The following is a 13,800-nucleotide window of genomic DNA, read 5'->3' on the forward strand; positions in this document are numbered from 1 at the left end:
TACCCAGGCCTCTCTTTGTTCACTTGCTCAGTCGTCAATAAGCTCTATTGGCTACCCAGGCCTCTCTTTGTTCACTTGCTCAGTCGTCAATAAGCTCTATTGGCTACCTTATTCCCTCATTTTCCCAATATTCGGTTGTCAATAACTCTATTGAAATATATAAAAACAAAAAAATGCATCTTGATTCAGTCCTGAAGACTGATTAAATCAAGATGCATCGGTGGTCAAATCCTCCAAATTCATTTACCTATAATATATTATTTTTCTGACAGAAAAGTGGATCTACACAAGAGTTTGTTTCTCTTTCTCCACCACTTCCTGATCGATATACTTATCGATTTGTTCCCAGCTCCTATGTTTCGATGACTTCTCAACCGCCTCCATAATCGCTTGCGCAATGTAGCCATCCTCAAAATTTGGAGAAGGCGTTTCTCCTTTTCCAATTCCATTCATCAACGTAGCAATCAAGTTAATAAAGGTATGCTCGTATCCAATGATATGACCGGCAGGCCAATAGGCTCCCGCAAATGGGTGCGGCTCCTCGGTACAATTGATTTTCCGGAAACCTTGTAATCCAGTCTCGTCAGAGGCGAGATAAACTTCTAACTCGTTTAAATTTTCGGCATTCCATTTAACCGAGCCCTTCTCCCCATTGATTTCAAATTTATTTGCATTTTTATTACCTGCTGCAAATCGAGTGGCCTCAAATGTGCCCAAGGCTCCATTCTTGAATCTTGCCACAAAAATACTCGCATCATCCACTTCGACTTTTTTGAATTCATCAGTGGAAGCCACACCACTTAAGCCAGAACTGTCCGCCACAGCCGGACGTTCTTTAATAAAGGTTTCCAGCATACCCGAAACCTCCTCGAACTCTCCCACTAGGAAACGCGCCAGATCGATTAAATGAGCGGCTAAATCACCATGTGACCCGGAACCGCAAACTGATTTATCCAATCTCCAAACCAGTGGGAAGTTAGGATCCATAATCCAATCTTGAAGATAGTTAGCACGTATATGATAAATCTTGCCCAGCTTGCCTTCATCGATCAGTTTCTTCGCATACTGTACTGCCGGCACAAACCGATAATTATAATTCACCATATGAATGACGTTATTTTTCTTTACCGCTTCGAGCATTCTCTTTGATTCGTCGAGCGTCAGCGAAAGCGGTTTTTCGCAAAAGACATGCTTCCCCGCTTCAGCTGCTGCAATCGCAATTTCAGCATGGCTGTTATTTGGAGTGACAATATCAATTAAGTCGATATCGTCCCTGGCAATCAATTCCCTCCAATCGGTTTCATAACTATTCCATCCGAATTGCTCTGCCGCTTCCCGAACTCCCTGTTCATTTCTACCACAAATCGCTTGTTTAACAGGTTTTACCCCTAGTTGAAAGAAGGTGGACAGACCTTGATAGGCATGGGAATGAGCCTTCCCCATAAATTTATAGCCTACAAGTCCGATTCTGACTTCTTTCTTTACGCCCACCATAATTCCTTAGCCCCCTCTTGAATCACCATATCCTTAAGGAATGACACTGCTTTACTAAACCCTTCCTCGACACTCATAAGGCCGTCTTCATGTTCAATGCTAATCGCCCCTTCATACCCGACGACTTGAAGTGCACTAATAATCTCCCTCCATACATCTTCCCCATGGCCGTACCCGACTGTTCTAAATACCCAGGAACGGTTGGCGATATCACGGTAGGATTTGGTATCCAGCACCCCGTTCAACAGACAGTTTTGATTATCGATTTTCGTGTCTTTCGCATGGAAATGGACGATTGCATCCCCTAACGCACGGATGCTCGCAGCCGGGTCCATTCCTTGCCAGAAGTAGTGGCTTGGATCAAAGTTAATGCCGATACGGTCACCGCACTCCTTACGTAACCGCAAGGCAGTTTCCGTATTATAGACAACAAATCCTGGGTGTGGTTCGATAGCCACGCGAACATTACACTCTTCTAAAAGTTCCGCCTGTCTCTTCCAATAAGGAATGACCTTCTTTTCCCACTGCCACTGAACCACTTTGGAAAAGTCATCCGGCCAAGGATTCGTGATCCAAACTGGGTGTTGGGAAAAGTCTGATTCGCCTGGACATCCTGCGAAGGTAACCACATTTTCTACCCCCAAGACAGAAGCAAGCTTCACTGTATCAACAAATACGTCATGGTGTTCAAAGGCGATCTCTGTGTTTGGGTGAAGCGGGTTTCCATGGCAGCTTAATGCACTGATCTTGATGCCTCTTGATTCGAATGCTTGTTTAAATTGAGCCAGTTTGTTTCGGTCTTCCAGTAATTCCTTAGGATTGCAGTGGGCATTACCGACATAGCCTCCTGTGCCAATTTCAACTGTGTCCAACCCGCTATTCTTTACGTGATCCAACATTTCCCCTAAAGACATTTTAGAAAATAAAACTGCAAATACTCCTAGTTTCATCGTTTCTCCACTCCTATAAATTATTTTTCGGAACCTGCTGTAATTCCGCTTACTATATACTTTTGCAGCAGCAAGAATAAGAGAATAATTGGTGCGGCCGCAATGGTAGAAACCGCCATCAAATTATCCCATTGTGTTCCATACTGACCAATAAACTTCGTTAAGCCCATGGTCAGCGGTCTAATTTTTTCATCGGTTGCCAAGGTTAACGCGAAGATAAGGTCGCCCCATGCGAACAAGAAGCTAAATGTTCCTACAGTTAGAACTGAAGGTTTCGTTAAAGGTAAAATAATTCGTAAAAATGCGGTAAATCGGTTGCAACCATCGACAACTGCCGCATCCTCCAACCCCTTTGGAATTGATAAGAAGAAAGGCCTCATGACCACAATCGCAAATGGCAGCGCGGTGGTTGTATTCCCAATAATCAAAGCCATATAACTATTTAATAGACCCAGTTTCGTAAACAAAATAAATAGAGGCATGGCGGTCATGATGCCAGGGATCATTTGCGTAACTAGTAAAACTAATAAAAGAATCGATGCTCCCTTTAAGCGGAAACGAGCAATCGCATAGGCACATGGCAAGCTAAGAAGTAACGTCAATAGCGCTGTACCAATCGCCACAATAAACGAGTTCTTTAGATATGGCAAAAGACTTTGATCTTCGATTAGATTTTTTACATAAGCATCAAATCGAATCGTTTCCGGGATAATCATAGGTGGTGTAGCAAATACATCTTGAATGGGCTTAATCGATGTTGTCACCATCCAGTAAATCGGAAATAGAAAGATGATGGTTATCAGGATTGCCGCAAGAAGCAATAAATACTGCCTAGCCGTATACTTCTTCACGCCGACTCCTCCTTCTTAACCAAATACAAGTAAACGAGTGAAAAACACATCAAGATAACAAGAATAATTGTTGCAACGGCACCGCTTGCACCGAAGTTAAAGTTGATAAACGCCTGCTCATAACCAAAGAATGGCAGCACCTGGGTCGCGTTCACCGGCCCGCCGCCCGTCATGACTAAAATAATATCAAACACTTTAAAAGTATAAATAATGCCTAATACTAGGATGACGAAAAGTGTTGGCTTTAAGAGCGGCAAGGTGATTTTCCGGAACGTCTGGAATTTGTTTGCCCCATCTATTTTTGCAGCTTCATACACATCGAGAGGAAGCGCCTGCAGGGCAGATAAAATCAGGATCATATTAAAAGGGATACCAATCCAAATGTTTGTCACAATAACAGCGGCTAACGCTGTACTTTCTTGTCCCAGCCAATTGACCGGTTGTTTGATGAAATGTAAATTCATGAGAAGTTCATTAATGACACCATAGTCTACATCGAATAACCATTTAAATAAAGTACCAGTGATGACTAAAGGTGTCATCCAAGCTAATAGAAATATAGATCGAAAGAAATTGCGGAAAGGAAATTGCTGATTAAAAAAGACAGCTAATAGGTATCCGAACACAACTTGAAAAACAATACACACACCTGTGTAAATAAACGTATTTTTAAAAGCAATCCCAAACTTTTCAGATTTGAATACTTCGATGTAATTCTCCAATCCTATAAAAGTGCCGCCCGTTTTTAAATTAAGTATGGTCAGTTCCTGAAAACTAACAACAATGTTATAGATGATTGGGTACACCATAAAGCATATGATGAAAATGACGGCAGGGATGATAAAGAGATAAAGCGGCAAGCTTTTCTTCAACAAAGCGAGCCTTACCATGCTTTTGCCGGCCTCAGTCGTTGTGATGGTTTCGGTTTTTGTTGGACTGTACATACTCAACCCCCTTAAACGGGAGAGTCAAACTCTCCCATTTATTACTTCGGTAATAACGGATTAATTTTATCTGCCGTAGATCCCATTATTTTCTTTACATTTTCCCCTGTGATGTTACGTTGAATGGCTTCTTGGATGGAGGTGGAAATCTCAGGATACTTTGTTCCGTAAGCACGCGGTTTGGCGGTTTTTAGTTGTTCCATATAAATCTTCACGTTCTCGTCCTTTGCCCATTCATATTGAGTATCAGATGCGACATCCTCTCTGCTTGGCAATCTGCCGCCTAGTTCATGCATTGGTCCTAAAACTTCCGGCTTCTGTGTCCACTTAAGGAAATCCCATGCTTCTTTTTTATTTGAAGAATTAGCAGTAATGGCCCAGTTTTCTCCTCCAAGGACGGAAGTGGATTGCTTATCGCCTGGCATTAGGAATACACCCCAATTGATGTCTTTAGATTTTTCGTTTAGCATAGGAATCTGCCAAGGTCCATTTTCCATCATTGCCGCTTTTTTTGTTTGGAACTGTACCAATACATCCGACTGATCCCAGTTGATCATATTTTTCGATAATGAACCGTCCTTCACAAGGCTTTGGATATAACCCATTGCTTTTTGGGCTTCTGCACTATCAAAGGAATTGATATCAGCTCCGGCTGACCATAACCAAGGCAAGAACTGGAAGGTCCCTTCTTCGCTTTTCTTCCCAGCCATCGCAAACCCTTTGACATCGCCATTTGTTAACTTCTTAGCGATTTCTGAAAATTGGTCCCAAGTCTTAGGTAATTCCGTGATTCCCGCCTGGCTAAATAGGTCCTTATTGTAATAGATCGCTAAGGCGTTGCTGTTGTTAGGAATCCCATAATACTTGCCATTGAGTTTGGCGGAATCCATCGGTCCTTGAAAATATTTATCCGCCTCTCCCCATGCTTCAACTTCCTTCGTAATATCAGCAAACACGCCAGCTTCTGCAAAAGCCTGATGATCCGGGTTATCAATTACCACAATATCCGGCAATTCATTGCCTGCTACCCCTTGAAGTAACTTCGTCTTCAAATCAGCAAAAGGGATATAGGTTCTTTCAAACTTGATATTTGGATTTTCTTTTTCATATTTTTCAATCAATGCCAGCTGCTCGCGTTCTGATGAGGAGTCAGGTGCCAGGTAATCCCAGATTTTAATGACTACTTTTCCATCTTTCGTGGTGGCTTCAGAGGATGAACTGGATGAATTGCTGCAAGCCGCTATTAAAATAAGCATGAGAATACTAGCGAAAATTAGAATTTTGTTTTTCATCTAGAAATTACACTCCTTATTCCAAGCATTTCTTGAACATCAATTTCTTTCTTTTGTTGGATGGATTGTAAGGCTGACCCTATTATGGCGAAGCTTTGAATATTATCCGAAAGAACCGTTGATGGTTGTCTTCCTTGTTTAATGGCAGATACCATTTCGTAGATGGAATACTCCCGGTCCTCATATTCCATTTGCACTAACTCAAGTGATCTGGTTTCTCCGTTTTCCAGGGTAACCGAAGGACAATTGTCATTTAATTCAATGACGCCCTTTTCCCCTACTAGCTTAAAATCACCATTCCAAGAGGTCTCTTTCCCTCTTGTCACCCAACTTCCAAAGTAATTAATCAGAATATCCTCAAAGCTCATGGTTAAACTTGCGGCACTATTCCCATTGAACCAGCTCCAAGATGGTTTAAGGCTTTTAGCAAAAACGGTGGAAGGATTAGCACTAAGCAGGTACCTCATTAAGTCAAAGTGATGAATGCTCATATCCTCAATTAGAATTTCAGAGTATTGATCTCTCCAGCCTCCGAACTTGGTTGCCCGGCGAAAGTTCCATTCCACGTATTCCACTTTTCCAATGATATCTTCGTCCAGTGCTTTTTTAACGGCTTGTATTTCCGGTCTCCAGCGATAATTTTGGCTAATCATAATAAACTTCTCGTATGTTTTGGACTTTTCTAACAGCTCTTTGGCGTCTTCAAACTTTTGTGCAATCGGTTTTTCCATAAAAACATACAGGTCATATGCCAAGGCATCAAGCGCTAGCTTCTTGTGTGTTTGTGGCGGAGTGACAATCACAGCAATGTCCGCCTTACTATTAGCAAATGCTTCTATATGGTCCGTGTAGTATTGAACGGAATTCTTATGGATAAACTGTTTTGCGTTTTCAAGATTTTCAGGATTAACATCAACTATTGCAACTAATTCGATCTCCTGAAACTTATCCAAAATTTCAAGCCAAGAGGTTCCAAATCCCCCTGTTCCAACTTGTATCGCCTTTAATTTTTCCATTGTCTGTCTCCTTTTATCCGAATTTTCCAATATTTGAGTAACGTACATCATTTCATGCCGAAGTATGAACAAATCTTTTTAATAATGGCTAAATAAATTTCAATTGATATATTGAAATTAGTAAAAAAACGATTGATGTACGTTCATCATTTTATACGAAAATAAATGGGTTCTTGTCTGTTATCTTAGGGAGAATAGTTCATGCATCACTTATGTATTTTCTAGAGAGAGATGTTGGAATGGATCTCCATAATGAAACGCTTTCATTTTAAGGTTATTAAAAGTGCTCTTTCCAATTATGTAAATCTAGATGGGATGGAGAGATTTGTATTAGTTCATTTACAGAAGGATAAACAAATAATTCTTACTTATCGCATTGGTTCCACCTCCCACTGATTTGTTGAAGAGATAGTCTTATAAACCAATAAATTCTGAATATTGGGTTGATTTATAAATCTATCTTAATGGCATAAATGAGGTACGTCAATCATTTTTTTATAAATTAATAGTTAATATAGTACTTTGCATTTGCCTTTGTTACTATTTCTAACTTTATAATCGTATCACTTTGCTCACTTCTATCTTCTAGGACCACATATTCAAATACCTTTTGAACCGTCCACCTTGCTTGACTCGATGGATCCTGACAAATGACCGATTTAATTACATCATTCTGAAGGTAATGATGAACTTTTTTGCTCATATCATGGCCAATAACGATTTTGTTATTTTCGTAGTTTTTATCATCAATATAATCGGCCATTTCACCAAGTACGCCATTCGCCACATAAATGGCATCACAACCATGAAGCATTTTGCTTTTCCATTCCTCTGAAAGCTGGATGTTATCACTCATGATTGGGATGGTCTGGATATTCATTTTCCTCTTACATTTTGCGAAATAATCCCTAAAACCTTTTTCCTTATTCATCATTTGATAGGTATTCTCATCTTCTCTAATAATGACAACATTTCTTAAGTCCTTTGTAAATGATTGAATAAGCTCCGCGGCTAAATATCCAGCAGAATAGTAATCCGTGCCAACAAACGAGATTCTGCTGCTGTTGGGCACATCGTTATTTAAAGTGAATATCGGTATCCCTTTTCGTATCCCTTCATTTATTATCTCAACATAAGGATCAGCGTCATGAGGAGAAATAACAAATGCATCAAAAATATTCTGATCAAGCATATTCTTGATAAAATTGATTTGATTCTCTTTTGGGATCGCATCCACCCGGAAAATTTGTACCTTCAATCCAAAATCTTCATAAAGTCTGGCGGAGCTAATAATCTCCCGTTCTAATTCGTCCCAGAAATAGCAAGGGATGACAGGCAAAACGAAGGCAACATCCATACTTTTTTGTGTGGCTAAGTATTTGGCTGCGGCATTAGGTCTGTAGCCTAATTCGGCTGCTTTTTCTTTTACTCTTCTGATTGTCTTTTCACTCACACCACTTCTGTTATTTAATACCCGATCGACGGTGGCTGTTGATATACCTAATTCTTTCGCGATCATTTTTGCAGTTACTTTCATGCCAGACCACAACCTTAATATTATTGTAATTTAGATATAACATACCAAGAAGCATTTCCGCTATAAAAAATTCGCATTTTTCTTATAATTTAATACAATCCTTTAAAGGTAGTCTGTTTCATTTATCTTCTAACGATATTATTGAGGTATGCCTATTTCTTGTAATGGATAAATTCGAAATTTTACTTCTCCAATAACTGAATCGTAAGAAATATACCCGAAAGATCGGCTATCCTTACTTTTCAAGCGATTATCCCCCATCACAAATAACATCCCTTCAGGTACTTTAGATACCCCCGTTCTTTCTTGCAATGAAAAATCCTCTGTCAGTTTATTAAATATATTTTCTTTTTTGTTTTCTATTAAGTATGGTTCTGGTAACGCCTTTCCATTTATATAAAGGACATCATTTTTCATTTCCATGCGATCACCCGGAAGACCGATTACTCTCTTAATATAATGTTCACCTTTACTATCTGGGGCATCGAACACAATGATATCAAATCGTTGTATTTCAGACATTTTACTCACTATCAGTCCATCATTTTCTTGAAATGCAGGTGACATCGATTCTCCAAAGACGGTTGTTGGTGTGAAAATAAATTGTCTGCAAAGTACAGAAATAATAAATGCAAAGGCAATGGATTTTAACCAAGAATAAACTTCTATTTTTGTACGATCTTTCAAGATTATCCCTCCTCTTTCCCTATTATATTTCTTTTCCTATTAGGTTACGAACCTTTCGTGTTCAACTATCCTAATTTTTAAAAAAATAGTAAAAGACCCAAGGTGGTAAATATTGTTTATTTCAAAGAGCTTCTTTATACTTTAACTATAATCAAAGAACTGAATTTTAAAGAATGAAAGGGTGGATGAAATATGGAACTTGGCGCATTTTCTGTTAGTTTGAATGTGAAAAACATTAATGACTCGAAATCTTTTTATGAAAAATTAGGATTTCAAACCTTTGGTGGAGATCTTACCCAAAAGTGGCTGATTATGAAGAATGAAGGTTGCGTGATCGGATTATTTGAAGGGATGTTTGAAAAGAACATCCTGACTTTTAATCCTGGCTGGGATCAAAATGCGAAAAACCTCGATTCGTTTACCGACATTCGAGACCTTCAAAAGCAACTTAAGGAAAAAGGAATAAATATACTGTCAGAAGCAGATGAATCCAGTGAAGGACCTGCATACGTTACCATTGAAGATCCTGACGGGAATCAGATTCTATTGGATCAACACCGATGATATTCTAACTGTTCGTAATATAACCCAAGTGCCGACTGCAATTGATAGAAAAGATGCCTGACCCAAGATGAAAAACTTTCACCATCTTGGGTCAGGCACTTGGTCATCCAAAAAAGGAAGCCCTAATTATTTACCTTACATAATAACTAGAGTCCGTACTATTTAATAAAAAGTCTGCCGGGTCGTTCCCGTATAAATACAATCGATGCATCGGCCTCGTCATCGATACATACAACAGTTTGATGTCCAGGTCTGCTTTTGAATAGGGTTCTTCAAGACAGACGATCAAAACCGCATCAAACTCCAGCCCTTTTGATAAATAAGAAGGTAATATCACGATGTGCCCCTTCTTCATTTCTTGTTTCTCCTCTAACAATTGAATCGGCAAGTCACTATTTTCAAAGAGTTGATCAATTTTTTGACATTCTCTATCTGTCCGTCCAATTATCGCGATCGAGTGAAGCTCTTCTTTTTTCAAGGAGGAAATGTCTTGTTCCAGCTGATGCCTAACCTGTTCAAGATTAGTAGGATTAATCGTTTTAAACAAGGGTTTCTGACCATGACGAATAACGGGTTCTACCCGCGGCAACTCTTGATCCATTAACTTCAAGATTTCGTTTGCCAGATTCATGATTTCAACGGTTGTTCGGTAACTTTTTTGTAAGGTCTGGTAATTGGCATTCGGAAAGATCTCTTTCATTACAGGCGTCCAGCTATTCAACCCTCGATAAGAATGTATCCCTTGGGCTAAATCACCAACGATCGTAAACAAGTCCGTCTCAAAGCCTTCCTTTAGTGCAGCAAATTGGAAATAGCTGTAGTCCTGTGCTTCATCAATGAAAATACTGCGCATTTTATATTGATCATCGATGCCTTCCAGCTTTGCCTTCATCAAAAAAATAGGAGCTAAGTCCTCCAGTTCGTATGCACCCCGTTCAAAAATCCTCTGACAATATTTACTGAGAAGCTTACATTCTTGATCGGTAAGTGTTGAGGAATACTTTTTAAGTGATTCCGGTGAAGTCATTAGTTCCTTATAAAGGGTAAAAATATCCTTCATGACAAACGAATTCAAATATTTTTTTACCGCCGCCTTTGACTCCTGTTCCACTGTCTTTTTTCTCTCTTCTTTTCGGTCCATGAGGGAAACCACGATTTGCTTCCTTTTTTCTGGATTCATCTTCGTGTTATAAAGGACTTTATCGAGTGCTTCATCATATTTTTTGTTGAGGTTCGATAACATCATTGATTTTTTCTTTTTTAAATCATCTTCCAAAAGGTTTTTTATTTTTTCCATTCTTTTATAGATTGGCAGGTAGGTGTATTCTTTTAAAAAGAGCTTCTTGAGTTTTATCCCCTTCAATAATACGGATTTTTCAACGACAAAATCCTCTTTTGGGGCTAGATTCTTTTCCAATTCATTGATATATCGATGGATGATCTCCTTAAATTCAAGTGAACCCTTGAAGCTGGAAATCCATTGTACCGAATTTTTGGCACCGTTCCCTTCTAGAAGCTTCATCAGCTTGGAATTTGGTGAAAATAGTTTTATCTTACCTAAGCAGCTTTTCATAAAATCAATATAGGTTGTTTGATTAATCTTGTTGACGCCTAATTCCGGTAAGACCGCCGAGATATAATCAATAAACAGTCGGTTTGGTGCGAGAATCATTAATTTTTCTGGAGGAAATCTATACCCAAAGGAATAGAGAAAGTAGGAGATTCTGTGGAGTGCGATCGTTGTTTTCCCGCTTCCGGCGGCCCCTTGGACGATAATCGGGTGTGTGAGAGATGCCCGTATTACTTCATTTTGCTCATTTTGAATGGTCGCGACGATTTCGGTTAAGCGGTTGTCTGCTTTACCTGACAAAGATTTCTGTAATAGTTCATCGTGGGTGGTCAGATCGATGTCTCTAATTTCTTTTAATAATCCACCGGCAATCTCATATTGCCTTTTTAATGATAAGTAACCCGTTTGTGTTTCTCCGTATGCTTCGTAAGACACTTCTCCAAGCCGGCCGTCATAGTAGACATTGGCAATCGGTGACCTCCAATCCACAATAATCGGCTGCTGTGTCACACGGTCAAACAATGATACTTTGCCTATGTATAAAACTTCTTCTGTATTGGTACTATTGCTAGTAAAGTCAATCCTTGAAAAATAAGGTTTGCCGATCACGCTTTCTAACCGTTTCAGTTCACTTTCAGCCAATTCAAGATAATTTGCATTTGCGAGGAGATCCGTGTAACTCGTACTACTATCCCTAGAATTCAGCTCAGCAAATGATTGTTTCATATTTTCAACGACTAGTTCTTTATTCTCCTTCGAAATGTCTAGAACGGTACGAATATATTCTTTGGTAAACTCTAAGCGCTCCACTTCTCTTTGATAGTCTTTATGACCGCGGACAGACACTTGATCATTGGCACTCATCCTCTTCACACCTCACCTCTCTATACATTTCCAAAAAGCATGGGATACTCAGAATAAACTAAAACTTTTATCCTCGTCAAGTTCTATCCCATTGATTTTAACCATACTTTTTTAAAAGCTTTTCAAAAGTCTCATGAAGTTAAATTTATTTTAAAAATTCTACAACAATGTAGGCTCTTTTTCATACTTTATTTTGGAGGTGAAAAAATTGCCAAGAGCAAATTACCGAAGTTCGGACGTTGATTTAATGGCAAGGATGATGAGAGCAGAAGCCGAAGGTGAAGGAAAACAGGGAATGTTATACGTGGGAAATGTCATAGTTAATCGGCTTGTGGCAGATTGTTTAGACTTTAAAGGTTTAAGAAACATTAACCAGGTTATTTATCAGGTACAAGGGGGAAATTATTCCTTTGAAGCGGTTCAAAAAGGAAATGTCTTTTATCAAAGATCGAGAACGGCTGAAAGAAGATTAGCCAAACAGAATTTGGATTATTGGAGACAACACCCAGGGAAATATGCCCTTTGGTATTTTAATCCACATGCTCCATGCCCTCCTACATGGTATGATCAACCACAATCTGGACAATTTAAAGAACATTGTTTTTATGAACCAAAACCTGGAACATGTGATAGTGTTTATAGGGGATAAGGATTTAATTTTTTTCAAATAATTTTATGGAGAAGGTGAAATTACCCTTCTCCATAAAAATTTCTAGGCATCTTTTCAACTGGTCCTTAGTCGTGAGTTACAATAATATGGTCAGCGGCTTCTGCTGCCCGCTCTCTTGCCTCTTCAACAGTTTCTCCGCTGCTCAACACAACAGCCATACGCCGCCCCACTTTTGTTTCCGGTTTTCCAAACACCCTAACCTGTGTATCAGGGATGGATAAGCTTTCAGCTATTCCAGCTATTTGATAAGTCTTGCTTTCTTTGGCTGCTTTAATTGTATGACTTGCGCCAGATCTTAATAACCGAACTGATGGAATCGGGAACCCTAAAATGGCTCTTACATGTAAAGCGAATTCGGATAGGTCCTGCGTTGCCATTGTAACCATTCCGGTATCATGCGGACGTGGCGACACTTCACTAAAGTAAACACCTTGTGGAGAAAGGAATAATTCCACTCCAAAAAGTCCATACCCGCCAAGTGCATCGGTGATTTTTTTGGCGATATCTTGCGATTGAATGATTTGTTCAGTTGACATGTTATGCGGCTGCCAGGATTCAATATAGTCCCCATCTTTTTGGACATGTCCGATTGGTGCACAGTAGGTGGTTCCTGAAACGGAACGGACTGTTAATAGTGTAATCTCCGATTCAAAATGGATAAATTCCTCCACAATCACCCGCGCTTTTTTACCTCTTCCGCCTGAAATAGCCTCGTTCCATGACGACTCTATATCCTCTATGGAACGGCAAACGGTCTGTCCTTTGCCAGATGAACTCATGATGGGTTTAATCACGCATGGTAGCCCGATTTCAGCGACAGCATCCCTTAATTCCTCAAGTGTGTTTGCAAACGCATATTTCGCGGTAGGAATCCCCAGTACTTCAGCCGCCAAACGCCGAATTCCTTCTCTATCCATCGTCAAGTTCACTGCTTTAGCAGTCGGTACAATACGCAATCCTTCATTTTCAAGATCGATTAAGGTTTCCGTTGCAATCGCCTCTATTTCAGGAACGACGAAATCTGGTTTCTCTTGTTCTATTACTTTGCGCAGTTCTTCTCCATCCAGCATATCCACTACATAGAAACGATGGGCTACCTGCATCGCAGGCGCGTTTTCATATCTGTCTACAGCTATCGTCTCGAGCCCTAAACGCTGAGCCTCGAAAATAATTTCTTTACCTAGTTCGCCAGAACCGAGTAACATCACTTTTTTTGTCTGGGTACCAAACATTTTATACAGCCCCTTATTGTTTGTCTTTTAATATATTAACTTATATATTTTCTTCTTACAAGTGATAGTTTTACATTAAACACGAACATTATAAATATATTTTAACATTTCATTCGTAAATAAAAGCAT

General features: G+C 39.5%; 12 protein-coding genes. 2 read left to right on the forward strand and 10 right to left on the reverse strand.

The annotated features are described in order from the left end of the window. Nucleotides 1-282: 282 nt before the first annotated feature. The 8 genes from GXK58_RS00155 to lepB all read right to left on the reverse strand — a co-directional run bounded on the left by GXK58_RS00155 (nt 283) and on the right by lepB (nt 8,771). Nucleotides 283-1,494: a Gfo/Idh/MocA family protein gene (locus tag GXK58_RS00155; RefSeq protein WP_160718697.1), complete on the reverse strand. Its 1,212-nt coding sequence runs from the start codon at nt 1,492-1,494 to the stop codon at nt 283-285. Beyond that, complete coding sequence (locus GXK58_RS00160; protein ID WP_160718699.1) at nt 1,482-2,444, reverse strand: sugar phosphate isomerase/epimerase family protein; 963 nt, start codon at nt 2,442-2,444, stop codon at nt 1,482-1,484. The genes GXK58_RS00155 and GXK58_RS00160 overlap by 13 nt, the downstream gene beginning before the upstream one ends. A 20-nt stretch (nt 2,445-2,464) precedes the next feature. Beyond that, on the reverse strand, nt 2,465-3,295 hold the full coding sequence (locus GXK58_RS00165) for a carbohydrate ABC transporter permease (RefSeq protein WP_237389516.1): 831 nt from the start codon (nt 3,293-3,295) through the stop codon (nt 2,465-2,467). Further along, the gene (locus GXK58_RS00170; RefSeq protein WP_160718701.1) at nt 3,292-4,239 is read right to left on the reverse strand and encodes a carbohydrate ABC transporter permease; all 948 of its coding nucleotides are present in this window, start codon (nt 4,237-4,239) and stop codon (nt 3,292-3,294) included. The genes GXK58_RS00165 and GXK58_RS00170 overlap by 4 nt, the downstream gene beginning before the upstream one ends. 41 nt (nt 4,240-4,280) lie before the next feature. Further along, complete coding sequence (locus GXK58_RS00175) at nt 4,281-5,531, reverse strand: ABC transporter substrate-binding protein (protein ID WP_160718703.1); 1,251 nt, start codon at nt 5,529-5,531, stop codon at nt 4,281-4,283. Beyond that, nucleotides 5,528-6,547, reverse strand: a complete 1,020-nt coding sequence (locus GXK58_RS00180) for a Gfo/Idh/MocA family protein (RefSeq protein WP_160718705.1) — start codon at nt 6,545-6,547, stop codon at nt 5,528-5,530. Before GXK58_RS00180 ends, GXK58_RS00175 begins: the two co-directional genes overlap by 4 nt. Before the next feature lie 502 nt (nt 6,548-7,049). Beyond that, nucleotides 7,050-8,084, reverse strand: coding sequence for a LacI family DNA-binding transcriptional regulator (locus GXK58_RS00185; RefSeq protein WP_160718707.1), 1,035 nt, complete (start codon nt 8,082-8,084; stop codon nt 7,050-7,052). A gap of 138 nt (nt 8,085-8,222) precedes the next feature. Next, the gene (gene lepB, locus GXK58_RS00190; RefSeq protein ID WP_202171254.1) at nt 8,223-8,771 is read right to left on the reverse strand and encodes a signal peptidase I; all 549 of its coding nucleotides are present in this window, start codon (nt 8,769-8,771) and stop codon (nt 8,223-8,225) included. A gap of 192 nt (nt 8,772-8,963) precedes the next feature. Between lepB and GXK58_RS00195 the strand changes: the two genes are divergently transcribed. Beyond that, complete coding sequence (locus tag GXK58_RS00195) at nt 8,964-9,335, forward strand: VOC family protein (protein ID WP_160718709.1); 372 nt, start codon at nt 8,964-8,966, stop codon at nt 9,333-9,335. A 130-nt stretch (nt 9,336-9,465) separates the two neighbouring features. Here GXK58_RS00195 and helD read toward each other — a convergent pair whose 3' ends face one another. Beyond that, entirely contained in the window at nt 9,466-11,769 is a 2,304-nt protein-coding gene (gene helD, locus GXK58_RS00200; protein ID WP_160718711.1) for an RNA polymerase recycling motor HelD, read from the reverse strand. 208 nt (nt 11,770-11,977) lie between these two features. Between helD and GXK58_RS00205 the strand changes: the two genes are divergently transcribed. Further along, nucleotides 11,978-12,418, forward strand: a complete 441-nt coding sequence (locus tag GXK58_RS00205; protein WP_160718713.1) for a cell wall hydrolase — start codon at nt 11,978-11,980, stop codon at nt 12,416-12,418. 86 nt (nt 12,419-12,504) lie between these two features. Here GXK58_RS00205 and purT read toward each other — a convergent pair whose 3' ends face one another. Next, the gene (gene purT, locus GXK58_RS00210) at nt 12,505-13,671 is read right to left on the reverse strand and encodes a formate-dependent phosphoribosylglycinamide formyltransferase (protein WP_160718715.1); all 1,167 of its coding nucleotides are present in this window, start codon (nt 13,669-13,671) and stop codon (nt 12,505-12,507) included. Nucleotides 13,672-13,800: the final 129 nt, after the last annotated feature.

Source organism: Bacillus sp. USDA818B3_A (assembly GCF_009928415.1).
Classification (GTDB): Bacteria; Bacillota; Bacilli; order Bacillales; family Cytobacillaceae; genus Neobacillus.